At 71.6% G+C, this 22,389-nt stretch carries 20 protein-coding genes; 7 read left to right on the forward strand and 13 right to left on the reverse strand.

Annotated features, from left to right (window positions below; genetic code table 11):
- Positions 1-37: 37 nt before the first annotated feature.
- Positions 38-1,210, reverse strand: coding sequence for an LLM class flavin-dependent oxidoreductase (locus tag FB465_RS22840; RefSeq protein ID WP_246193291.1), 1,173 nt, complete (start codon positions 1,208-1,210; stop codon positions 38-40).
- 328 nt (positions 1,211-1,538) lie between these two features.
- Between FB465_RS22840 and FB465_RS22845 the strand changes: the two genes are divergently transcribed.
- Positions 1,539-1,871, forward strand: a complete 333-nt coding sequence (locus FB465_RS22845; protein ID WP_211785839.1) for an ATP/GTP-binding protein — start codon at positions 1,539-1,541, stop codon at positions 1,869-1,871.
- Positions 1,872-1,890: 19 nt separating this feature from the next.
- On the opposite strand, the gene FB465_RS22850 is transcribed toward FB465_RS22845, so the two are convergent.
- Together FB465_RS22850 and FB465_RS22855 are read right to left on the reverse strand one after the other, a co-directional pair.
- Positions 1,891-2,658, reverse strand: coding sequence for an ABC transporter permease (locus tag FB465_RS22850; RefSeq protein ID WP_145793328.1), 768 nt, complete (start codon positions 2,656-2,658; stop codon positions 1,891-1,893).
- Position 2,659: 1 nt separating this feature from the next.
- Entirely contained in the window at positions 2,660-3,637 is a 978-nt protein-coding gene (locus FB465_RS22855) for an ATP-binding cassette domain-containing protein (RefSeq protein ID WP_145793330.1), read from the reverse strand.
- 92 nt (positions 3,638-3,729) lie between these two features.
- Between FB465_RS22855 and FB465_RS22860 the strand changes: the two genes are divergently transcribed.
- Positions 3,730-4,527, forward strand: a complete 798-nt coding sequence (locus FB465_RS22860; protein ID WP_145793331.1) for an alpha/beta fold hydrolase — start codon at positions 3,730-3,732, stop codon at positions 4,525-4,527.
- A 24-nt stretch (positions 4,528-4,551) separates the two neighbouring features.
- On the opposite strand, the gene FB465_RS22865 is transcribed toward FB465_RS22860, so the two are convergent.
- The 4 genes from FB465_RS22865 to mce all read right to left on the reverse strand — a co-directional run bounded on the left by FB465_RS22865 (position 4,552) and on the right by mce (position 12,143).
- Positions 4,552-5,838: an esterase-like activity of phytase family protein gene (locus FB465_RS22865; RefSeq protein ID WP_170290666.1), complete on the reverse strand. Its 1,287-nt coding sequence runs from the start codon at positions 5,836-5,838 to the stop codon at positions 4,552-4,554.
- Positions 5,839-6,034: 196 nt separating this feature from the next.
- Entirely contained in the window at positions 6,035-6,964 is a 930-nt protein-coding gene (locus FB465_RS22870; protein ID WP_145793335.1) for a coiled-coil domain-containing protein, read from the reverse strand.
- 107 nt (positions 6,965-7,071) lie between these two features.
- On the reverse strand, positions 7,072-11,271 hold the full coding sequence (locus FB465_RS22875; RefSeq protein ID WP_145793337.1) for a hypothetical protein: 4,200 nt from the start codon (positions 11,269-11,271) through the stop codon (positions 7,072-7,074).
- Between the two features lie 440 nt (positions 11,272-11,711).
- Positions 11,712-12,143 carry a methylmalonyl-CoA epimerase gene (gene mce, locus FB465_RS22880; protein ID WP_145793338.1) on the reverse strand — a complete coding sequence of 144 codons (432 nt, stop codon included), beginning with the start codon at positions 12,141-12,143 and terminating at the stop codon, positions 11,712-11,714.
- A gap of 255 nt (positions 12,144-12,398) precedes the next feature.
- On the opposite strand from mce, the gene FB465_RS22885 reads away from it, so the two are divergent.
- Complete coding sequence (locus tag FB465_RS22885) at positions 12,399-13,586, forward strand: acetyl-CoA C-acetyltransferase (protein WP_145793340.1); 1,188 nt, start codon at positions 12,399-12,401, stop codon at positions 13,584-13,586.
- 74 nt (positions 13,587-13,660) lie between these two features.
- Positions 13,661-14,617 (forward strand): methylmalonyl Co-A mutase-associated GTPase MeaB, encoded by a 957-nt coding sequence (gene meaB, locus FB465_RS22890; RefSeq protein WP_145793342.1) that lies wholly within the window; start codon positions 13,661-13,663, stop codon positions 14,615-14,617.
- A 264-nt stretch (positions 14,618-14,881) separates the two neighbouring features.
- On the opposite strand, the gene FB465_RS22895 is transcribed toward meaB, so the two are convergent.
- The 5 genes from FB465_RS22895 to FB465_RS22915 form a co-directional block, all read right to left on the reverse strand.
- Entirely contained in the window at positions 14,882-15,403 is a 522-nt protein-coding gene (locus FB465_RS22895; RefSeq protein WP_145793344.1) for a MarR family winged helix-turn-helix transcriptional regulator, read from the reverse strand.
- Between the two features lie 73 nt (positions 15,404-15,476).
- Complete coding sequence (locus FB465_RS22900; protein ID WP_145797530.1) at positions 15,477-16,322, reverse strand: AIM24 family protein; 846 nt, start codon at positions 16,320-16,322, stop codon at positions 15,477-15,479.
- A 119-nt stretch (positions 16,323-16,441) separates the two neighbouring features.
- Positions 16,442-17,092, reverse strand: a complete 651-nt coding sequence (locus FB465_RS22905) for an AIM24 family protein (RefSeq protein WP_145793345.1) — start codon at positions 17,090-17,092, stop codon at positions 16,442-16,444.
- Positions 17,092-17,730, reverse strand: coding sequence for an AIM24 family protein (locus FB465_RS22910; RefSeq protein ID WP_145793347.1), 639 nt, complete (start codon positions 17,728-17,730; stop codon positions 17,092-17,094). Before FB465_RS22910 ends, FB465_RS22905 begins: the two co-directional genes overlap by 1 nt.
- A 72-nt stretch (positions 17,731-17,802) precedes the next feature.
- Complete coding sequence (locus tag FB465_RS22915) at positions 17,803-18,579, reverse strand: DUF2127 domain-containing protein (RefSeq protein WP_145793349.1); 777 nt, start codon at positions 18,577-18,579, stop codon at positions 17,803-17,805.
- A gap of 217 nt (positions 18,580-18,796) precedes the next feature.
- Between FB465_RS22915 and FB465_RS22920 the strand changes: the two genes are divergently transcribed.
- Complete coding sequence (locus FB465_RS22920) at positions 18,797-19,123, forward strand: DUF3817 domain-containing protein (RefSeq protein ID WP_145793350.1); 327 nt, start codon at positions 18,797-18,799, stop codon at positions 19,121-19,123.
- 85 nt (positions 19,124-19,208) lie between these two features.
- Here the strand turns inward: FB465_RS22920 and FB465_RS22925 are convergent, their stop codons facing one another.
- Positions 19,209-20,855, reverse strand: coding sequence for a M4 family metallopeptidase (locus FB465_RS22925; protein ID WP_145793352.1), 1,647 nt, complete (start codon positions 20,853-20,855; stop codon positions 19,209-19,211).
- A 506-nt stretch (positions 20,856-21,361) separates the two neighbouring features.
- Between FB465_RS22925 and FB465_RS22930 the strand changes: the two genes are divergently transcribed.
- Together FB465_RS22930 and FB465_RS22935 are read left to right on the forward strand one after the other, a co-directional pair.
- The gene (locus tag FB465_RS22930) at positions 21,362-21,883 is read left to right on the forward strand and encodes a MarR family winged helix-turn-helix transcriptional regulator (RefSeq protein WP_145793354.1); all 522 of its coding nucleotides are present in this window, start codon (positions 21,362-21,364) and stop codon (positions 21,881-21,883) included.
- A gap of 44 nt (positions 21,884-21,927) precedes the next feature.
- Positions 21,928-22,260, forward strand: a complete 333-nt coding sequence (locus FB465_RS22935) for a DUF3817 domain-containing protein (protein WP_145793355.1) — start codon at positions 21,928-21,930, stop codon at positions 22,258-22,260.
- Positions 22,261-22,389 lie beyond the last annotated feature (129 nt).

Genomic DNA, 22,389 nt, shown 5'->3' on the forward strand with positions numbered 1-22,389 from the left:
CTCCCGTGGCGGCCCGCACACGTGTGCGCGGACCGGATCAGCTCAGCTGCGGCAGCACCTCGGCGCCCAGCCGGGCGATGTTGTGCAGGGTCTCCGCGCGCTCGCCGGAGCCCTCGGCGAGCAGGGCGAAGCGGCGGATGCCGGTCCGCTCGGCGGTGGCCAGCAGCCGGTCCGCGCACTGCTTCGGTGTGCCGACGGCGTGCAGGTCGCAGAGCAGTTCGGTGTACTCGCGCGGGTCGCGCATCTTGCGCTCCCGGCCGTCCACCGTGCGGTGCGCGCCGAGCCCGTACTCGAACCAGCCGGGCATCGCCCGCAGCAGGCTCGCGCGCGCCTGGGAGGTGCGGTCGTCGACCTGGGCGACCCCGGCGGCGATGTGCTCCCGCTCGACCCGGGCGAGCTGCTCCTCGCCGCGTCCGCAGGCCCGCCAGGCGGCCCGGTACGCGGCCAGCATCTGCTGCTTGTCCTCGTCCCCCGAGTGCATGCCGAGCAGCATCGGCAGGCCGCGCTCGGCCGCCAGCCGTACGCCGCCGGGGGAGGTGCAGGCGACGATCACCGGCGGTCCGGACGGGGCGGGTGCGCCCTGCGCGCCGTCCTTGCGCTGCCGGGGGAAGCGCAGCAGCGCGCCCGGTTCCGGGTCCAGGCCGAGCCAGTCGGACAGGGCCGGCCGCCGGGAGGACGAACCGAGCGGCTCGGCCTGGTCGGGGCCCGCCGCCGGCCGCTCGGCGGCGCGGGGCACCACGGCCACCTCGGGAAAGCTGAACTGGGGGCCGTCGGCGCCCACTCTCGAGCCGCGCAGCCAGCGCAGCAGCAGGTCCAGGCGCTCGGGGAAGCCGTGCTCGAAGGCGTCCACCCCGGTGCCGAAGACGTCCAGGTCGATCCACGGACCGCCGCGGCCGACCCCGAGCGAGAACCGCCCGCCCGAGGTGAGGTGCAGCATCGCGGCCTGCTCGCCGAGGCTCACCGGGTGCGTGGTCGACAGCACGCTCACCGCCGTGCCGACCCCGATCCGGCGGGTGCGGCCGAGCAGCAGTGCTGCGAGCGTCGCCGCATTGGGGCAGACGCCGTACGGGACGAAGTGGTGCTCCGCCAGCCAGACGCTGTCCAGGCCCGCGCGCTCGGTGGCGACGGCCGCGCTGACGGTGCGCTCCAGTGCCTCCGCGTGGCCCTGGCCGGGGAACTGGGCGGAGAGCAGAAACGCGCCGACCCGGATCGAGTCGGTCGCGGCGGAGTGTCCGCCGGTACGCTCGGGGGCTGGTCCACGGGCCGCGTCGACCGACGGATGGGTGCCGGGCAGCGGGCTGGTCTTGGTCATCGGGTGGCCTCCTCGGGTGCCGCAGGGTCTGCGAGCCCCGCCTTGTCACCTTGTGAGTAACCGATGTCATGTGCCATTGGCACGCCGAATCACCAAATTCCCAGAAGATCGGGTGGATCTCAGGAGAAACAGGGGAGTGTCCGACCAAGCCGTGATAGTGGCCCGTACGCGACATCGTCGGCCCTTACCCTGGTAGCACCCCGATCCCGGCCGAGAGGTAGTCGCCGTGTCGCCCCGACGCAACCAGACCCGGAGCTGGAGCAAGAGCGCCGCCGACCGTGAGTCCCCGGCGGCAGCGCCGCTGGGCGGTTCGCTGCGGCGCACCGAGAGCTTCCGGGGCGAGGACTGGGTGGTGCAGACGGTGGCCGGCACGGCCGGCCGCCACTACCGCTGCCCGGGCTGCGACCAGGAGATCCCGCCGGGCGTCGGGCACGTGGTCGCCTGGCCGAGCCACGGCGCCGGGGTGGACGACCGGCGGCACTGGCACCGCGCCTGCTGGGCCGCCCGCGAGCGACGGGGCTCCGACATCCAGCGGGGCCGGGGCGCACCGAGGTACTGACCGGGTACCGAACACTTCGTCAGGCGTCGCGGTTCTTCAGGACGAGTGCCCCGCCGACCAGCGCGGCGAGGGTCCAGCCCAGGCAGATGAAGAAGCCGCTCCAGGGCCCGTACGGCTGGCCGCTCTGCTCGTACACCAGCAGCATCCGCGAGCCCGCGTAGTCGGGGAAGTAGCGCGCCAGGGTCTTGACCTTCGGCACCGCCGAGAGGATCGGCGAGAGCAGGAAGAAGAACGGCACCAGTACGCCCAGCGCGAGGGTCTGGTTGTGCAGCATCGCGGTCACCCCGGCCGCGAACAGGCAGAGCATGGTCAGGTACAGGGCCGCGCCGAACACCGCGCGCAGCACGTGCGGCGAGCCGATGGTGGTGGAGTGGCCGCCCAGCAGCGACTGGCCGACGAAGAACGTGACGAAGGCGGTGACGAGCGAGACCGCCAGTGCCAGCGCGCCGAGCACGACCGCCTTGCCGGTGAGCAGCGTGCCGCGCTGGGGTACGGCGGCCAGGCTGACCCGGATCATCCCGCTGCTGTACTCGTTGCCGATCGCCAGCACGCCGAAGACGATGATGGCGAGCTCGCCCAGGATGATCCCGGAGAAGGCGGTTCCGGTGGCGTCGAACGGGGTTCTGCGGTCGCCGGCGAACTCCTGGAAGTTCTTGTTGGTGAGCAGCGACAGCAGCGCGCCGAGGCCGAGCGTGACCAGGAAGGTCAGCGCCAGCGTCCAGATCGTGGAGCGGACGCTGCGGATCTTGGTCCACTCGGACTGCAGGACCGCGGGGAACGACGCCATCTCAGTTCTGCTCCTTCTCGCCTGCCTTGGGCTGCCAGGTGGCACCCCACGCGCCCGCCGCGTCCCTGCCCTCGCCGTCGCCGGCGTGGTACTCCACCGAGTCCGCCGTCATCTGCATGAACGCCTCCTCCAGCGAGGCCTGCTGCGGGCTCAGTTCGTGCAGCGTGATGCCGTGGGTGGCGGCCAGCTCGCCGATGTGCGCCAGGTCGCCGTCCTCGATCTCGTACGAGCCGTCAGGGCCCGCCTCCGCGCGCAGCCCGGCCCCCGTCAGGGCGGTCAGCAGCTGCTCGGGCTGCGGGGTGCGGACGCGGACGGCGGATCGCGAGTTCTGCTTGATGAAGTCGGCCATCGAGAGGTCGGCGAGCAGCTTCCCCTTGCCGATCACCACCAGGTGGTCGGCGGTCAGTGCCATCTCGCTCATCAGGTGGGAGGAGACGAAGACGGTGCGGCCCTCGGCGGCCAGCCCCTTCATCAGGTTGCGGATCCACAGGATGCCCTCGGGGTCGAGCCCGTTGACCGGCTCGTCGAACATCAGGATCTCGGGGTCGCCGAGCAGGGCGGAGGCGATGCCCAGCCGCTGGCTCATGCCCAGGGAGAAGCCGCGGGAGCGCTTCCTCGCCACGGAGCTGAGGCCCACCAGGCTGAGCACCTCGTTCACCCTGGACGTGGGGATGCGGTTGCTCTGGGCCAGCCAGAGCAGGTGGTCGTAGGCGGTGCGGCCCGGGTGGACGGCCTTGGCCTCGAGCAGGGCGCCGATGTACTTGAGCGGCTCGCTGAGCACGCCGTAGCGCTTGCCGTCGATGGTGACCCTGCCACGGGTGGGGCGGTCGAGGTCGAGGATCATGCGCATGGTGGTGGACTTGCCGGCGCCGTTCGGGCCGAGGAAGCCGGTGACCACGCCCTGCGGCACCTGGAAGCTCAGCCCGTCGACGGCCAGGGTGTCGCCGTAGCGCTTGGTCAGGTCGTGCAGCTCGATCATGGGCGCTCCCTCACTCTCCGTCAGATTATGACAAATCAGACATAAGGGCGCGCTGGCTGCGCCGGGTCGGCGAGCCGCAATACGGTGGCCATATGACCCTCCCCGCTGCGCCGGCCGTCCGCGAGAACGGCACCGGCACCCCGCTCGTCCTGCTGCACGCCTTCCCGCTCTCCGCGAGGATGTGGGAGACCCAACTGGAGCTGCTGCCCGGCCCGGCGGGTGAGGAGGCCCGGGTGATCGCCCCCGACCAGCGCGGCTTCGGCGGCACGGAGCCGGGCGACGACGAGCCCTCCCTCGACGTGGCCGCCGACGACGTGGCGCGGCTGCTGGACCGGGCCGGCATCGAGCGCGCGGTACTCGCCGGGCTGTCGATGGGCGGGTACGTGGCGATGGCCTTCGCCCGCCGTCATCCCGGCCGGCTCGCCGGACTGCTGCTCGCCGACACCAAGGCCACGGTCGACACCGACCAGGCCCGCGCGAACCGCGAGCGGATCGCCCAGGCCGTGCTGGCCCGCGACAGCGTACGGATCCTGGCGGAGGAGAAGCTCGAGGACAGCCTCCTCGGCCCGTCCACCACGCCCGAACTGGTCGCCCACGTCCGGGCGATGATCGCCGAGGCACCGCCGCGGGCCGTCGCCTGGGCCCAGCGCGCGATGGCCGCCCGCCCCGACTCGCTCGACGTCCTGGCGGAGCTGGACGTCCCCGCCGCGGTCATCGTCGGCGAGGCGGACGTGCTCACGCCGCTCCCCGAGGCCCAGTTGATGGCCGACGTGCTCCGCGACGCCGAACTCACCGTCATCCCCAGCGTGGGCCACCTGAGCTCCCTGGAGGCCCCGGAGACCTTCAACCAGGCGGTGCGGGCCCTGCTCCGCCGGGTGGGGCGGCCGTAGCGGCGGAGCAGGGCCCGCAGGGCCTCAGCGGCCGAAGGTCACCGTGCCGGCGGGGAGGGTGTAGCGGTCGACCCTGGTGACGGCGTTGTTGGGGACGACCGCGCCGTCCTTGAAGCCGTCCACGCCGAAGTCGTTGTCGTTGACCAGGAACAGCTCCACCCGGCCGTGCCCGGCAGGGCGGAGCACCACGCCCTCGATCTTGCCGTTGTCCAGACCGGCCGACGCCGCGTCGAAGACCAGGCGCTTGGTGCCGGGCGTGACCGATGAGGCGTCCAGCTCCAGGGCCGGGGTGGTGGCCGGGTCGTCCCACTTGGTGCCGAGCAGGTTCGTGGCCTTGCGCAGGTCCACCTCGAACAGCTGGGTGTGGGCGGTCGGACGGGCGGCGTCGCGCTCCTCGACCAGCAGGCGGTCGGTGCCGAGCCAGCTGATCGCCGAGGTGCTCCAGCCGCCGTCGGTGGCGCTGTCGGCCTCCCGGACGTTGGTGAACTCGCCGGTGACGGCGGGCGTACGGCCGCCGATGTCGATCCGGAAGATCCGCTGCACGCGGGACTTCTTGGCCGCCTTGGCGTCCGGGTTGGCGAGCTGCGTCTGCTGGGCGGCGTAGAGGGTCCGGCCGTCCGCCGAGACGGTGAGACCCTCCAGGCCCTTGTTGTTCTTCTGCTTGGCCTCGACGGCCGGCAGGATCTTCAGCACCCGCACACCCGGCGCCTCGAACGAGGACCCGGCCGGGACCAGCACCGTCTCCAGCACGCCGTGCTTCGAGAAGTGCAGGATCGACGAACCGTACTCGCTGCTCACCCAGAACGAGCCGTCGTGCGCCCGCACCAGGCCCTCGCTGTCCAGCCCGTACGGGTCGTTGGGCAGCACCTTGCCCGCGGTGTCCACGGGCCGCTCGGCGGTCAGTGCGGCGGGCGGCAGGCCGGTCAGGAACCGGGTGCCGGTGACCGGGTCGGTCTGCCCCTTGGGGACGCGCAGCGGGATGCGCTTGAGGATCTCGAGGGAACCGCCCTCGGCCAGCCGGATCTTCAGGATCTGCGGGGTGTAGTCGGGCTTCAGGAAGATCTTGTCGGTGTCGGCGGGGGCGTCCGCGTTGGGACCGCGGTCGGTGACGGTCCAGAAGACCTTGCCGGAGTCGTCGGCGGGGAACAGGTCGCTGAAGCCGCCGAGATTCAGGCCGTTGCCGATGTCGGTGGGATTCCGGTACGTCCAGGTGCCGTCGTGCTGCGGAGCCGGCGCGGCGGCGGCCGCCGGGGCGAGCAGGGTCACGATCGCGGTCGCGGCAGCCAGGGAGGTCAGACGGGAAAGTCGCATGGCCACACAGCATCGGCCTGAGGCCCTGCCACCCACGCGGATTCGGACTGAAGCTTGGGTGAACATGCGAGAGCGGCAACCTACTGCCGAGAGTTGGGCCAACCACGAGGGGCGCGAGGAACTGCGCGAGGCGGAAGGCGATGGACCGAAGCCTTCCGCTGCGCGCAGTTCCCCGCGCCCCTGGTGGTGCGTGTGCTTAGCGCGACTGCTGGGCGGGGACGCCCAGGGCGTCGTCCGTCGGCAGGGTGGCGGCGGCCACGGCCGCGCCGGTCAGCGTGGCGAGCATCTCGCGCACGTTGGTCAGCTGGGCGTTGATGCTGTCGCGGCGGTTGGTGAGCGCCGCCAGCTCGCGCTCGGACTCGCTGCGGATCCGGTCGGCCTTGGCGTTGGCGTCGGCCACGATGTCCTCGGACTGGCGCTGGGCCGTCTCCACCGTCTGGCGGGCGCGACGCTCGGCGTCCGTACGGAGCTTCTCGGCCTCCAGGCGGAGCTGCTCGGCGCGGTGCTCGATCTCGGCGAGGCGCTTCTCGGCCTTGGCCTGACGGGCCGCCAGGTCACGCTCCGACTGCTCGCGGCGCTTGGCCAGGTTGGTCTCGAACTCCAGCGCGGCCTGGGCGGCCTTGGTGCGGGTGTCCTCGAAGAGGGCGTCCGCCTCCTCGCGCTTGGTCTGCGCGTCCTTGTTGGCCTCGGCGCGCAGCTGGGCGCTGTCGCTCTTGGCCTTGTCGACGATCCGCAGACCCTCGTCCTCGGCCTTGGCCTTGCGGTCCTTGGCGTAGTTCTCCGCCTCGGTGCGGACCTGCTGCGAGGCCGCCTCGGCCAGCTCGCGGTGCTGCTCGGCCGCGCGGTGCGCCTCGTTGCGCAGGTCGGCGGCCTCCTCCTCGGCGAGACGGAGGATCTTCTCGACCCGCGCGCCGAGACCGGCGTACGAGGGCTCGGACTCGGTGACCTGAGCCTGCGCGCTCTGAGTCTCCAGGTGAAGCTCCTCGATGCGCTTCTCGAGCGCACCGATCCGGGACAACGCGCTGTCACGGTCGGCCACCAGCTTGGTGATCCGCTCGTCGACCTGGGCACGCTCGTACCCACGGCGCACCAGGTCGAAGCCGTGAGGGGAGTGACTGTCGCTCATGGGGTTCTGGGCTTCCTGTCGTCAAACCGCTGAGGTGGTTGAGGGAATCCTGACACGTTACCGGAGTGTCATCGGCGAAATGCCGATGCTTCGCGGACAATGTCCGCTCAATCGGGTGGTGCGCCACCGGAGCGATTGCCACCCGACCGGGGAGCGCCCACTCCGGCGCCGGCTTTGGGCGCCCCATCCTTCTTGTTACTGCTTCCCCCGTTGGTCTGTGCGACCGGTGACGGCGCCTCGAAGGCCTCCAGCGCGGACAGCACGTCCTGGACCCTGGAGATCTCGGTGTTGATGTCCTTGCGCCGGCGGACCAGCTCGTCCAACTCCCGACGGCCCTCGTCGGTCACGCGCTGCGCCTCCGACCTGGCCTCGGTGAGAAGCCGTTCGGCCTCCTCCTTGGCCAGCCGCAGCTGCTCCTCGGCGCCCTCGTCGGCCTTGCGCAGGCGCTTCTCGGCCTCCGCGGACGCCGCCTCGATCTGCTCCTCGGCCTCGTCCTGCGCGGCCTTCAGTTCGGCCTCGGCCTCGGACTGCAGCTTCTCCGCCTTGGCGGTGGAGTCCGCGACCTTCTGGTCCGCGCCCTTGAGCAGGCCCTCGGCCTTGCGGACGGCGGAGATCCGGACCTTGCTGGCCTCCGCCGAGGCCTCCGAGGTCAGCTCGGCCGCGCGCTCCTCCGCCGCCGCGACCAGCGCCGCCGCGCGCTCCTCGGCCTCGGCGACGGCCGCGACGGCCTGCTCCTCGGCCTCGGTGAGCTGCTCCTGAGCCGCCGTCACCAGCGCGTCGACGCGCTCGCCGGCCGACTTCATGGCCTGTGCGTTCTCCTTGCGGGCCCGCTCGTGCAGCGCCTCGATCTCGGCGTCGGTGCGCTCCCGCAGCTCCTCGGCGCGCTCGCGGATCGCGGTGGCGTCCCGGCGGGCCTCGGAGAGCAGGGCGTCCGCGTCGGCGCGGGCCTTCTCGACCTCGGCCTGCCCGGCCGCCTCGCCGGCCGCGACCAGTCGCTCGGCCTCCTTGCGGGCGGCGGCGACCATCGCGTCGGCCTGCTCCTCGGCGGCGGCGGTGGTGGCCAGGGCACCCGTCTGGGCGTCCTCCCCGAGCGCCTCGGCGTCCGCGAAGGCCTTCTCCAGTACCGACTTGGCCTGTTCGCGGGTGGCCTTGTCGAACTGCTCGGCCGCCTCGCGGGTCTCGGTGTCGTACGCGTCGGCCCGGCCCCGCAGGTCGGCCTCGTAGTCCTCGGCCAGCGTCCGGGTGGCCAGCGCGTACTCCTCGGCCTCGGCGCGCAGCGCGGCGGCGAACTCCTCCGCCTCCGCGATCGCGGCGGCGGCCCGCTCGTCGGCCTCGGCGACGGTCTTCCGGGCCTGAGCCTCGGCCTCCGCCCGGTGCTGCTCGGCGAACTCCCGGGCACCCTGCCGCTCGGCCTCGGCCTCCGCGCGCAGCTGCTCGTCGTACGCCTGTACCTCGGCCCGCTGCTGGGAGATCTCGGCGGCGGCGACCTCCCGCTCGGCGGCCAGCTCCGTGCCGGTCCGCTCGCGCAGCTCGGCGGCCTCCAGCTCGGCCAGCTCGCGGGTCTCGGCCGCGTCCCGCTCGGCGGCGGCCCGCAGTTCGGCGACCTGCTGGGAGGCCGCTTCGTGCATCCCGGCGACGGACTGCCGGGTCTCGGCGGCCTCGTCCTCGGCGGCGGCGACCAGTTCGGCGGCCTGCCGCTCGGCGGCGGCGGTGAGCTCGGCCGACTCGGCGGCGGCCTCGGCCCGCAGCTCCTTGACCTCCGCCACGGCGGTGGCCGCCCGCTGCTGGGCCTGCGCCAGCTCCTCCGCGCCCTCGGCCCGCAGCGCGTCGGCGGCAGCCTGCGCCTCGGCCCGCAGTTCCTCGTCGTACGCCTTCGCCTCGGCCCGGACCGCCTCGGCGGCGCTCTCGGCCTCGGCCAGCTGCTCGGCGGCGCCCGCCCGGGCGGCCTCCAGGGTCTGCTCCGCCTCGGAGCGCAGTTCGGCCGTCTCGGCGGCCGTACGCTCCGTCAGCTCGGCGGCCTGTGTCTCGGCCGTCTCGCGGGCGGTCTTGGCCGCGGCGAGCAGCTCGGTGGTCTCCTCGCGCTCGCGCTGAAGCCCGGCGGAGGCCTCCTCGCGCTCCCGGCGGCTCTCCTCGCGCAGGGCGTTGGCGGCGGCCTCGGCCTCGCCGCGCTCCTGGCGGGACCAGTTCTCGGCCTCGGCCTGCAGCTGTTCGGCGGCGGCCCGGGCCTCGGCGCGCAGCGCCTCGCCGGCGGTCTGCGCCTCGGCCCGCAGCTGCTCGTCGTAGGCGTGCGCCTCGGCGCGTACGCGCTGGTCGAACTCGGTGGCCTCGCGGCGCAGTTCGGCGGTCTCCCGCTCGGCGGCGGCGCGGTTCTCGGCGGCCGCGGCCTTGGCGGCGGCGATGGCCTCCTGGCCCTGCTGCTCGGCGGTGGCGGCGAGCTTCTGGGCCTCGGTACGGGCCCGGGTCAGCGTCTGCTCGGCCCGGCCCTGCATCTCGACGGCCTGGGCCTTGGCCTGCTCGCGCAGCCGCTCGACCTCGGCGGCCGCGCCCGCGCGCAGCTCGTCCGCGTCGGACTTGGCCCTGGTGAGCAGCTCCTCGGCGTTCTTCGCCGACTCCTCGATCTGGACCACGGCCTGCCGGCGGGCCTCGCTGCGCACCCGCTCGGCCTCGGCGGCGGCCTGGGCGCGGAGCTCCTCGGCCTCGGCGCGCAGCTGGGCGGCCTCGTCGTGCATCCGCTCCATCTGCTCGCGGATACCGGCGGCGTCGTCCAGCGCGGCGTTCTGCGCCTGCTCCACGGCGGCCTGGGCCTGCTCGCGCAGCCGCTCGACCTCGGTGGTGGCCTCGGCGCGGATCCGCTCGGCCTCGGCGGCGGCGGCCGAGACGGTGGACTCGGCGTCCCGATCGGCCCGGGAGAGGACCTCCTCGGCCTGCTTGGCGGCCTTGGCCAGGTGCACGGTGGCGTCCTTGGCGCCGTCCGCGCGGCCCTGCTCGTGAGCCTCGGCGCGCAGCGCCTCGGCGGCGGCCCGGGCCTCGGCGCGCAGTTCGGCGAGCTCGCGCTCGGCCTCCGCCCGCAGCTCGGCGATCGCGGCCTCGGCCTCGGCCCGCAGCTGGGTGGCGACGCTCTCGGCGGCGCCGCGCAGGCGCTCGCTCTCCTCGGCGGCGGCGGCCTTGGCGGCCTCCGCCTCGGCCTTGGCGTTGGCGGCCTCGGCCTTGATCCGGTCGGCCTCCTTGGTGGCGGTGGCCACCATCCGGGCGATCTCGGCCTTGGCGGTCTGCGAGCGCTGGTCACTGGCGGCCTCGCCGTCCGCGACCAGGCGTTCGACGGCGCGCTCTGCGTCGGCCAGCTGCTGCTCGGCGGCGGCCTCGGCCCGGGCGCGGAGCTCGGCGGCCTCCTGGCGGGCCCGCTCGGCCTCCGCCAGAGCCTCGGCCCGCAGGCGCTCTATCTCGGCCTGGGCGCGGTCGAGGGCTTCGGCGGCACGCTGCTGGTCCTCGACGACCTGCTGCTTGAGCCGGTTGATCTCGGCCTGGGCGGCGGCCAGCTGCTGCTCGGCGGCGGCCTGGGCGCCCGCGAGCTGCTGCTGGGCCTGATTGGCGGCGGTGCCGCGGAGCTCCTCGGCCTGGCCGACGGCCTGCTGGGCCTGCTCGGAGGCGGCGCGCAGCAGTCGCTCGGCGTCGTTCTGGGCGCGCAGCAGGGCGGCTTCGGCGGCGGCCTGGGCCTCGCCGCGGGCGGCGTCCACGTCGGCGGCGGTCTGGGCGCGGGCCTGGTCGGCGAGGGCGGCGGCCTCGGCGCGGGCGGCGGCGATCAGCCGGTCCGCCTCGGCGCGGGACTCCTGGAGCAGGCGCTGGGCCTCCTGCTCGGTGCCCATCCGGGTCTGCTCGGCCCAGGAGACGTTCTCGTTGACGTGCCGCTCGGCGCTGCGGCGCAGCTCGGCGAGCTCCTCGTCGAGCTGGTGGCGGCGGGCGGCGAGTTCGGCCTCCAGGCGGGCCGTACGCTCGGCGGCCTCGGCCATCAGCCGCTGGGTGGCCGCCTGGGACTCGCGGAGCTGGCGCTCGGCGTCCGCGCGCAGCTGCTGGGCCTGCATCTCGGCGTTGCGCAGGAGCTGCTCGGCCTGACCGGAGACGGAGTCGAAGGCGCGCGGCTGGGCGAGCTGCCGACGGGCCTCGTGCAGCTTGGCCCGGAGCACCTCCACCTGGTAGGCGAGGTCCTCGGCATGCTCGACGGTCTTGTCCCGCTCCTTCCGAGTCCGATCCATCTCGGCCTCGAACTGGGAGAGGTGATCCTCAGCCTCGTAGCGGTCGTTGCCCCGCACTCCGCGGTCCCATCCATCTCCTGGTCGCGTCCTCGACCCGGCCGTACCGGTTCCCCCCACTGTGCGGGGCCGGAGCGGCTGGTCCTTGCATCCGCGGCGGGTGCCACGGTCGGAGCTCTCGTGCGGCGGCGCGCGGTCGAACCGCGCTCCGCCGTCCGGGTGGACTCCTGAGCGAACTCTTGCCTAGTGGAGAATGGTGACAGATCCGAACTGCGACTGTTCAGCCGTGCCCGCGTTATGGACTCCCCTGTGGCGAGACGAGCCGTCAGAAGATCGGCTTTCCTCGCCTTCGGCCGTGCCCAGCGGACCGGTCCTCCCCGGAGCATTGGCGCACCAGCGCATTGTAGTCTGCGCGGCTTCGAGGGGAATGGCCGAGTAGGGGTTTTCGGAGGTTACCGACGAGTCGTGAATTGGGGCCGCGCGGAACGGCCCCGTCCACATCAGTGTTCGGTGGCCGCCGAGGTGACCAGTTCGGTCAGCACCCCGCCGCAGTCCTTCGGGTGCAGGAAGGTGATCCGCGAGCCCATCGAGCCGATCCGCGGCTCCTCGTACAGCACCCGGACGCCCTTGGACCTGATGTCCGCCGCGTCGCCGTCGACGTCCGCCGTGCCGAAGGCGATGTGGTGCACGCCCTCGCCGTTCTTGGCGAGCCACTTGGCGACGGTGGAGTCCTCGCGGGTGGGCTCCAGCAGCTGCAGGTACGAGGCGCCGCCGTCACCGGTGTCGTTGATCTTCAGCATCGCCTCGCGCACCCCCTGCTCCTCGTTGACCTCGCTGTGGAAGACCTCGAAGCCGTACGTGGCACGGTAGAACTCGACCGTCTTGTCGAGGTCGAAACAGGCGATGCCGATGTGGTCGATTCGGGTCAGCACGGCGGGCCTCCATGGTGGGGAGTCGATGAGGGTGGCACCCAGTGCAGCGCATCCGGCCGAACCGGCGCCACTGCGCAGCGTGCGAGCCTGCTCACAGTCCATGTTTCACCCGCACCGCGCTGACACGGTGTTGACTGGAGAGTGACACGTGCCGCTGATCACACCGTCGCTCCGGTGACGCACGGGTTACGGGTCAGTACATTGAGCGGCATCCCCACACCCTCCTGGCCTTTGACGCGCGAAGGGGCTCGTCTCATGACTACTTCAGTGATCGTCGCTGGTGCCCGAACCCCCATGGGCCGTCTCCTCGGCTCGCTCAAGGGCTTCTCCGGCGCGGACCTCGGTGGCTTCGCCATCAAGGCCGCCGTCGAGCGGGCCGGCATCACCGGTGACCAGGTCCAGTACGTGATCATGGGCCAGGTGCTGCAGGCCGGTGCCGGCCAGATCCCGGCCCGCCAGGCCGCCGTCAAGGCCGGCATCCCGATGAACGTCCCCGCCCTGACCATCAACAAGGTCTGTCTCTCCGGCCTGGACGCCATCGCCCTGGCCGACCAGCTGATCCGCGCGGGCGAGTTCGACATCGTGGTGGCCGGTGGCCAGGAGTCGATGACCAACGCCCCGCACCTGCTGCCGAAGTCCCGCGAGGGCTTCAAGTACGGCGCGATCGAGATGCTCGACGCGATGGCGTACGACGGTCTGACCGACGCCTACGAGAACATCCCGATGGGCGAGTCCACCGAGAAGCACAACACCCGCCTGGGCATCCCGCGCGACGTGCAGGACGCGATCGCCGCCGCCTCGCACCAGCGGGCCGCCAAGGCGCAGCAGAACGGCGTCTTCGAGGCCGAGATCGTCCCGGTCGAGATCCCGCAGCGCAAGGGCGAGCCGGTCGTCTTCAGCCAGGACGAGGGCATCCGCGCCGAGACCACCGCGGAGACCCTGGGCAAGCTGCGCCCGGCCTTCACCAAGGACGGCACCATCACCGCCGGCACCTCCTCGCAGATCTCGGACGGCGCCGCCGCCGTGGTCGTGATGAGCAAGGCCAAGGCCGAGGAGCTGGGCCTGACCTGGATCGCCGAGATCGGCGCGCACGGCAACGTGGCGGGCCCGGACAACTCGCTGCAGTCGCAGCCGTCCAACGCCATCAAGCACGCGCTCTCCAAGGAGGGCATCGGCGTCGAGGACCTCGACCTGATCGAGATCAACGAGGCCTTCGCGGCCGTCGCCCACCAGTCCATGAAGGACCTGGGCGTCAGCGACGAGAAGGTCAACGTCAACGGCGGCGCGATCGCGCTCGGCCACCCGATCGGCATGTCCGGCGCCCGCGTGGTGCTGCACCTGGCGCTGGAGCTGCAGCGCCGCGGCGGCGGCGTCGGCGCGGCCGCGCTCTGCGGCGGCGGCGGCCAGGGCGATGCGCTGATCGTCCGGGTCCCCAAGGCCTGAGCATCTGACGTACCTTCGGGGCCGTGAAGCGCTGTCGGCGCTTCACGGCCCGTTCGGGATCTAGGAGCACCCTGATGATCGACGTCCCCACGCTGGTCGAGCAGGCCCGCGAGGGCAGGCCGCGGGCCGTCGCCCGGCTGATCACGCTGGTCGAGAACGCGGCACCCGAGCTGCGCGAGGTGATGGCCGCGCTGGCTCCGTACACCGGGCAGGCGTACACGGTGGGGCTCACCGGCTCGCCCGGGGTGGGGAAGTCCACCTCGACCTCCGCCCTGGTCTCGGCGTACCGCAGGCTCGGCAAGCGGGTCGGGGTGCTGGCCGTCGACCCGTCCTCGCCGTTCTCCGGCGGCGCGCTGCTCGGCGACCGGGTGCGGATGCAGGAGCACGCCACCGACCCCGAGGTCTTCATCCGCTCGATGGCCACCCGGGGTCACCTGGGCGGGCTCTCCTGGTCCGCGCCGCAGGCGCTTCGGGTACTCGACGCGGCGGGCTGTGACGTGATCCTGGTGGAGACCGTCGGCGTCGGCCAGTCCGAGGTCGAGGTGGCCGCGCAGGCCGACACCACCGTGGTCCTGCTGGCCCCCGGCATGGGCGACGGCATCCAGGCGGCCAAGGCCGGGATCCTGGAGATCGGTGACGTCTTCGTGGTCAACAAGGCCGACCGGGACGGCGCGGACGCCACCGCCCGCGAGCTCAACCACATGCTCGGCCTCGGCGAGGCCCGCGAGGCGGGTGAGTGGCGGCCGCCGATCGTCAAGACGGTCGCGGCGCGCGGCGAAGGCGTGGACGAGGTGGTCGAGGCGCTCGAGAAGCACCGCGCCTGGCTGGCCGAGACCGGCGAACTCGCCACCCGCCGCCGCCGCCGGGCCGCCGACGAGGTCGAGGCAATCGCCCTCGCGGCCCTACGCGCCCGGATCGGCGACCTCCACGGCGACCGCCACCTCTCCGCCCTGGCCGAACGCGTCGCAGCCGGCGACCTCGACCCCTACGGCGCCGCCGACGAACTCATCTCAAGCCTCACCAACCCCTGACCCACTGGCCATCCGGCCAACCCTTGGCGGCGCAATCGGGCACTCATCAGGGGCGCGGGGAACTGCGCGAGTCCGGAAGGCTCGACGCCGCACTTTGCCGCCTCGTGAACAAGGCGAGGCTTCGGGCCAACCACTAGGGGCGCGGGGAACTGCGCGAATCCGGAAGAGTCGACGCCGCACTCTCCCGCTTCGCGCAGTTCCTCGCGCCCCTGGGTGGTGCATGGCTGAGCTCGTGCCCAAGGCCATGGCCAACCAAGCTCGGTGCTACGCCCGGCCGCGGAGGGCGCGGAGGTGCTCGGCGATCGGGGACAGCGCCGCGTACATCGCGTCGATCTGCTCGGGCGTGAGCCGGTCGATGAAGTGGTGGCGGACGCTGCGGACGTGGTCGGGCGCGACCTTCTGCATGGTCTCCCAGCCGAGGTCGGTCAGGTTCGCGTAGAGGCCGCGGCGGTCGCCGGGACACTCCTGACGGAGTACCAGCCCGGCGTTCTCCATCCGGGTGATCTGGTGCGAGAGCCGGCTCTTGGACTGCAGGGTCGCGGTGGCCAGGTCGGTCATCCGCATCCGGCGCTCGGGGGCCTCCGAGAGCACGACCAGGATCTCGTAGTCGTTGCTCGCCAGGTTGTGCGGCTGCAGCTCGCGGCCCAGCTGGTAGTCCAGGAGTTTGCTGACCTCCAGGTGGGCACGCCAGAACTGCTGCTCCTTGGCGGAGAGCCAAGGGGCCTCCTCCTCTGCCACGGGGGGAGAGGAGGAGGCCGCTGCGGGGTCGGTGGTGTGCGTGTCCATGCGGACAAGCATAGCCGAGATTGTTAAATGTTGTACAATATGACTTATTCGCCCACGGGGGCGCCGAGCAGCCTCAGAGCCCGAACCGCCGCCCCAGGTCGCCCAGGTTCCCGAGCCCCGGCACGTTGATGTTCGGCAGCTGCTGACCGCCGGCATGCCCGGCCTGCTGGTGCGGCATCCCACCGCCCGGCACCCCGGCCTCCGCGTGCACCACACCCACCGAACGCTCCGCCATCAGCGTCTCGGTGGACTGCAGCAGCACCTGCCCGGCCCCGATGAACTCGAACTGGTGCTCCTCGCCGGAGGCCCCACCGAGACCGGTCAGGTGACGCAGCCCGCCGATCAGGCCGTGCATGTAGCTGTGGTCGTAATGATGGCAGGGCGCGGGGCAGTCGGCCCAGCCGACCAGCGCCTGCGGATCCACCCGGATAGGTGGCTCCACGAAGTGCACCGGACCGTTGGACGCCGCCACGAACTTGCCGGAGCCGATCAGGGTCAGGAAGCCCGGGATGATCGACTGTTTCAGAGCCAGCGTGGGCTCGAAGGCCAGCAGGTTGCCCGAACGGACCGTCAGGTTGCCCTGCTCCAGGTCGTACGAGTTCAGGTCGAAGGCCCGGTCGGCGAGCAGCAGCTTGCCGCGGCCCTCGGCCAGCGTCCAGTCCGCCGCGTGCAGCGGGGAGTTGAAGTTCCGCTCCAGCACCTGGTCGATCACGCCCCGGCCGACGCCCGAGAAGCGGATGTCGCCGTAGTAGGCGATCATCTTGCCCTTCTGCAGGTAGTACGGGCCGTTCAGGTCGACCGAGAAGGCGTACGGGTTGACGTTGTCGTTGACCGGCAGGCTGTTGGCGTCGTGCACCACCGGGCCGCTGCCGCCCTGGGGCTGCGGCAGCGGGGCGCCGTACTGGCCCTGCGGCGGCATCGGCATGCCGACCTGGGTCGGCTGGTACGCCTGCTGGTACTGCTGCTGGGAGTAACCCTGCGGCGGCTGCTGCGGATAGCCGGGCTGCTGGCCGTACGGCTGCTGCGGAGGGTAGGACATCAGAGCTTCTCCTCGCTCGCCTGCACGTACACCACGCCGTGCCCGGACAGCTCCAGCTGGAACGCCTCGCCGGAACCGCGTCCGATCATGTCGCGCCAACCCAGCGCGGTGGACAGCTTGTTGGTGACCTGGCCGCGGTGCGCCACGTACGCCTGCGGGTCCACGTGCACCGGCTGGTTCGGGGCGATCGGCAGTTCGATGACGCCGCCGTGGGCCATCACCGCGACCGAGCCCTGGCCGTCCAGCTTCGTGGTGAACAGGCCCTGGCCGGTGACCTGGCCGCGGACCATGCCCATCACGCCGCCCTGCGAGCCCATGAACATGGTGGACTGCTGCAGCGTGCCGTCGAAGGCCAGCAGCCGGTCGGCCTCCACGTAGAGGGTGTCGCCGGCCAGGTCGATCACGTGGACGTTGTGGCCGCCGTGGCCGAACATCACGCTGCCCTGGCCCTCGACGGTCATCAGCGGGGTGTCCTCGTTGGCCACCCGGCGCCCGATCATCGACATCACGCCGCCCTGGCCGCCCATCACGTTGGGCTTGAAGGTGACCTCGCCGGTGTAGGCGAGCATCGCGCCGCGCTGGCTGAACACCCGCTGGCCGGGGAAGATCTTCGCCTCGACCATCTTGTTGTTGATCTTCGTGAAGGCCATCAGACGTCACCCCCGAAGGTCATCTTCTCGGACGGCTGGACGTACACCAGGCCCTCGCCGGTGAACTCCACCTGCATCGCCTCGCCGCCGCCCTCGCCGATCAGGGTGGTCCAGCCCGCGCCCGACTTCAGGCTGCGGTTGAGGCTCCCGGTGTGCGCCACGTACGCGCCCGGGTCGACCCGCAGCGGCATGCCCTGGGAGACCCGGAGGATGATCGCCGGGCCCTTGGAGGTGAGCGCGGCCCAGCCGCTGCCCTCGACCTTGGTGGTGAAGAGGCCGTTGCCGGAGGCCATGCCGTTGAGACCGGTGAAGCTGGTACCGGTGTGCAGCGTCGCCTCGGTGCAGAGCAGGTTGTCCGACTCGACGAAGAGCGTCTCGCCGTTCAACCGCACCAGGTTGACCTCGGTGGCCTTGTCGGCGAAGTAGCAGGTGCCCTGCCCCTTCACCTCCATGACCTCCATCTGCTCACCTGTCAGCCGGCGGGTGACCATGCCACGCAGGCCGTCACCGCCACCGCTGAGCTTCTTGAAGTTCATCTGGCCCGTGTACGCGACCATGCAACCGTTACGGGCTTTCACGGAGTCGCCCGCCATGTCTACGGCGAGGACCTTGGACCCCTGGAGTCGAAACTGTGCCACCGGGCGAATGTAGCGGTAGCGGTCGACTCCAGGGGAGAGGCTGTGGGCCGTCTGGTACGGATCTGGAACAAATCAGACCGCGGCGGGCACCGTGCCGGCCGCCTGCTCGACCTCCAGGAGCGAGGCGGAGTGCCGCTCGGCCTCGAAGGCGACCACGCCGCCGCGCAGGCCGAAGAGCCGCTTGGAGAGCAGGATCCAGAGCACCGCGATGATGTTCAGCGCCAGGGTGCAGATCTTCACCGCGCTGACGTGCTCACTGAGTTCGTACACCTCCAGCGGCAGGAAGGCGGCGGTGGCCACCACCGTGAGGTACTCGGCCCAGCGCCTGCCCATCCAGAGGCCGACCGCCTCGACGATCTCGATCACCGCGTACGCGAGCAGGGCGACCGCCACGATCAGCAGGGTGCTGTGCTTGAAGTCGAAGCTCTTGCGGATGGTGTCCACGATGGGCGAGTGCTCGAGGTCCCAGTGGAAGTGGTCGGTGACGGGCTTGAAGACCGTCAGGTTCTCGTCGAAGAACTCGCGCACTGCGTCCTGGCTGTTGGAGAACTTCCAGACCGCCCAGGCCACCACGATGATCAGCAGACCGCGCAGGAACCGCTCGACCGCGAGGAAGCGCAGGATGAAGAGGTCGCGCAGCGCCTTGCCGCGCGGTACCAGCGGAGCCTCGTCGGCCGGGCCCGAGCCGTGCGGCGCGCCGAGCGAGAAGTCCCCGCAGCGCAGGCAGCGCCAGGCGTCGCCGAGGGCGGTGTGCGCGTGCAGCCGCGAGCGCAGCTCGGGCTCGTCCGGGGCGTACGTGGTGTGGCCGCGCCTGGAGCACGTCCGGCGGTTCCAGTCGATCTTGAACAACGGTGGCTCCCCCGCGAGAGTCGCCGGCCTGACCGTCAGGCCGTGCGGCAGAAGAATAGGGGTGCGCGGCCCTGATCAGCCGGTCCGGCCCGATTCTGTGGCGCCGCTGTGACGCTCGGCACCCCGGGCCTGGGCCGGGTGTGAGGTCGGTGATAATGGACCCGGGCTTGTGAGCCGGTTCACAAGCCCGCTCGCCGACCGCTTATGAGGTAACACCGTGAAGAGCAGCAGCGCCGTCCACCGCCTGCGCCTTGTGTCCGGGCCCGAGGGCCTCTCCTTCATCCTGCTGCTGATCTGCTCGGTGCTGAAGCGGACCACCAGCTTCGACGCCGTGCCGGTGATGGGCATGGTGCACGGCATCCTGTTCATCCTGTACGTGGTCTTCCTCGCCCTGGCGTGGCAGGGGCGGCGCTGGGACGCCAAGCGCGGCCTGCTGCTCCTCGTCCTGTCGGTGCTGCCGACGGGTGGCTTCTTCGCCGAGCGGATGCTCGCCAAGGAGGAACGCGGCGAGCTCCGGGCCGAGGCCGAGCCCGCCACGGCCTGAACATGGTGACGCGGGTGCCGGGCCTCCCCTCCGGAGGGCCCGGCACCCGCGCGTTTCAGGGGGTGCCGTCAGTGGAGTCCGACGGCTAGTTGACGTTGACCGCGGACCAGGCCGCGGCCACGGCGTTGTACTCGGCCGAGCCGGAGCCGTACAGGTCGGCAGCCGCCTGCAGGGTGCCGGTGCGCGCGCCCTTGTAGTCGGTGGTGGAGGTCCAGTAGACGGTCAGCGCCCGGTAGTAGATCGCGGCGGCCTTGGTGCGGCCGATGCCGGTCACCGTGGAGCCGTTGTAGGTCGGGCTGTTGTAGCTGACGCCGTTGATGGTCTTCGCGCCGCTGCCCTCGGCCAGCAGGTAGAAGAAGTGGTTGCCCACGCCGGACGAGTAGTGGACGTCCAGGTTGCCGACGGTGGAGGACCAGTAGTCGGCCGAGCCGCCGTCCTTGGAGGGCTTGTCCATGTAACGGAGCGGCGTGCCGTTACCGTTGATGTTGATCAGCTCGCCGATCAGGTAGTCCGGGTTGTCCTTCGCCAGGTTGGCGGAGAACTCCACCATGGTGCCGAAGATGTCCGAGGTGGCCTCGTTGAGGCCGCCGGACTCGCCCGAGTAGTTCAGGCCCGCGGTGTTGGCCGTGACGCCGTGCGTCATCTCGTGGCCGGCCACGTCCAGCTCGGTCAGCGGGTGGGTGTTGCTGGCGCCGTCGCCGTACGTCATGCAGAAGCAGGAGTCGCTCCAGAACGCGTTGACGTAGTTGCGGCCGTAGTGGACCCGGCTGTACGCGCCGACACCGTCGTTGCGGATGCCGTTGCGGCCGAAGGAGTTCTTGTAGAAGTCCCAGGTGGCCGCGGCGCCGAACTGCGCGTCCACGGCGGCCGACTGGCCGTTGGAGACCGCGCCGGTGCCCCAGGCGTTGTCGGCGTCGGTGTAGAGGGTGCCGTTGCCCGAGGTCCTGTTGGCCAGGTTGGTGGTGTACTGGCCGCCGCGGGTGGCGTCCTTCAGCTGGTACGTGCTGCCGGTGTAGTTGGTGGTCAGCGGCACGCTGCCGACGAAGACGCCGGTGCCGGTGCCGCTGGCGTTGGCGGTCCGGATGTCCTCGTGGGTGTAGAGCAGCTCACCGGTGGTGGCGTCGGTGACCAGGTGCTGGTTGCTGGGCGTGCCGTCGGCACGCATGCCCTCGACCACGGTCTCGTAGGCCAGGCGCGCGCTGCCGGAGGCCGCCCAGACGACCAGCTTGGCCGGGCTCGCCTTGCCGACCGAGGTGATGGCCGGCTCGTCGGCGTCCTTGGCGATGCCGACGGTGGCCTGGACGGCACCGGTCGCCTGCGCGGCGGCCTTGTCGGCGGAGAGCTTCGGGGTGAGGGAGCCGAGGCTGAGCTTGCCGTTCACCGCGCGGTCCACCGACTTCAGCGAGCCGTTGGCCTTCTGGTGCACGATCAGGTCGCCGCCGAGGACCGGCAGGCCGCCGAAGGTGCGCTCGAAGCGCAGGTGGCGGGTGCCGTCCTTGTCGACGATGGCGTCCTTGGGTATGAGCTGCTCCTGGGCGCCGAGGCCGAGGGCGTGGGCGGCGGCCGGAGCCTCGTTGCGGGCCAGAGCGATCAGCTCGGTGTGCTGCGCGCCGACGGTCGCCTGTCCGACCGGGCTGGTGATGGCCTGCGCCGTACCGGCGCTGACCTGGATCGCGCCGGCGAGGATCGCCGAGGCGGAGAGAACGGCTCCGACTGTCAGCTTTCGCTTCACGTACGGATTCCTTCCAAATCAACCGCGTGTGCGCGGTCGCGCCGCGTCCCGGGGCACCGGGGTTAGTGCCGTCTGGGGCGGAACGGACGCTGACGTGCTGCTCCGTGCGGTCAAGCGGCAGGGCCGGTGAGGTGGGGCGGCCTTGCCGAACGGGGCTGGCCAGAAGCATGACAACCGGAATGATGAAATGACAGGTCCGGGGCAATAGTTGGCAAAATCCCGCCAGGTGTGGGCAGGTGACGGACCGTCCGGCCCGCTCGGAGAATTGGTGCAAAACGGTCAAAATGCCGCGCTTACAAGAGGTTTCCGTCCGAACGGAGGCTGAACTCCCAGCGAATTCCAGCAATTGAACAGATTTAACTGATATATTGCCGGAATATAGCCCGTCTCGGCCGTCCTGGTACGTACCAGAAGCAACGGGTGGCGAGACCTCGCCAGAGACCGGCCCTTGTCCACCATCGTGGACACCTGCTACCCGCCTGCGGGCCCGCCGGTACGGTGGGGATGTGGCCAAGCCCCTCGCACTCGACTTCGATCCGATCGCCCGCGCCGACGAGCTCTGGACCCGCCGCTGGGGCGGAGTCCCCGCCATGTCGGCGATCACCTCGATCATGCGTGCCCACCAGATCCTGCTCTCCCGGGTGGACGCGGTGGTCAAGCCGTACGGGCTGACCTTCGCCCGCTACGAGGCGCTGGTGCTGCTCACCTTCAGCCGGACCGGCGAGCTCTCGCTCTCCAAGATCGGCGAGCGCCTGATGGTCCACCCGACCAGCGTCACCAACACGGTCGACCGCCTCGAGCGGGCCGGCCTGGTCTCCCGTCGCCCCAATCCGCTGGACGGCCGCGGCGTGCTGGCGGCGATCACCGGGCGCGGCCGCGACGTGGTCGAGGAGGCGACCAGGGAGCTGATGGCCATGGACTTCGGCCTGGAGGGGTACTCCGAGGAGCAGTGCCGCCAGGTCTTCGAACTGCTCCGGCCGCTCCGGGTGGACGCGGGGGACTTCACGCCGCCGACGCCCAAGGAGTAGGGGCAGCGCAAAAGCACCCGAAGCGGACGGTTACCCTCTTGGGCATGAAGCAGAGTGTGCTGACCCGCTACCGGGCCATGGCGTATGTCACGGGCGTCCTCCTGATCCTGCTGACCCTGGGCGTGATCGCCAAGTACGTGCTGGACGTCTCGGGCGCGGCCGGCTTCACCACCGCGGTCGGCATCGCGCACGGCTGGCTGTACGTGGTCTACCTGGTCTTCGCCTTCGACCTCGGCACGAAGGCCAAGTGGCCGATGGGCAAGCTCGCCTGGGTGCTGCTCGCCGGGACCATCCCGACCGCGGTCTTCTTCGTCGAGCGCAAGGTCTCCCGCGAGATCTCCGGCCTCGTCGCGGCTCCGGAGCCGGCCGGCGCCTGACCGGCGGCACGGCCTCCTCTGCGCAGCCTCTTCTGCACGGCCTCTTCTGCACGGCCTCTTCTGCACGGCCTCGAAGGCGCCCCTTCCCGATCCGGAAGGGGCGCCTTCGTGCTGCGTGGCGCATCGCGG

Source organism: Kitasatospora atroaurantiaca, assembly GCF_007828955.1.
Lineage (GTDB): Bacteria > Actinomycetota > Actinomycetes > Streptomycetales > Streptomycetaceae > Kitasatospora > Kitasatospora atroaurantiaca.

What these genes read in the sequence shown, in the direction of transcription:
- FB465_RS22850 (WP_145793328.1), bottom strand. Translation starts at nt 2,658, where the DNA reads ATGGCGTCGTTCCCCGCGGTCCTGCAGTCCGAGTGGACCAAGATCCGC.
- FB465_RS22855 (WP_145793330.1), bottom strand. Translation starts at nt 3,637, where the DNA reads ATGATCGAGCTGCACGACCTGACCAAGCGCTACGGCGACACCCTGGCC.
- FB465_RS22860 (WP_145793331.1), top strand. Translation starts at nt 3,730, where the DNA reads ATGACCCTCCCCGCTGCGCCGGCCGTCCGCGAGAACGGCACCGGCACC.
- FB465_RS22865 (WP_170290666.1), bottom strand. Translation starts at nt 5,838, where the DNA reads ATGCGACTTTCCCGTCTGACCTCCCTGGCTGCCGCGACCGCGATCGTG.
- FB465_RS22870 (WP_145793335.1), bottom strand. Translation starts at nt 6,964, where the DNA reads ATGAGCGACAGTCACTCCCCTCACGGCTTCGACCTGGTGCGCCGTGGG.
- FB465_RS22885 (WP_145793340.1), top strand. Translation starts at nt 12,399, where the DNA reads ATGACTACTTCAGTGATCGTCGCTGGTGCCCGAACCCCCATGGGCCGT.
- meaB (WP_145793342.1), top strand. Translation starts at nt 13,661, where the DNA reads ATGATCGACGTCCCCACGCTGGTCGAGCAGGCCCGCGAGGGCAGGCCG.
- FB465_RS22895 (WP_145793344.1), bottom strand. Translation starts at nt 15,403, where the DNA reads ATGGACACGCACACCACCGACCCCGCAGCGGCCTCCTCCTCTCCCCCC.
- FB465_RS22900 (WP_145797530.1), bottom strand. Translation starts at nt 16,322, where the DNA reads ATGCCGCCGCAGGGCCAGTACGGCGCCCCGCTGCCGCAGCCCCAGGGC.
- FB465_RS22905 (WP_145793345.1), bottom strand. Translation starts at nt 17,092, where the DNA reads ATGGCCTTCACGAAGATCAACAACAAGATGGTCGAGGCGAAGATCTTC.
- FB465_RS22935 (WP_145793355.1), top strand. Translation starts at nt 21,928, where the DNA reads ATGAAGCAGAGTGTGCTGACCCGCTACCGGGCCATGGCGTATGTCACG.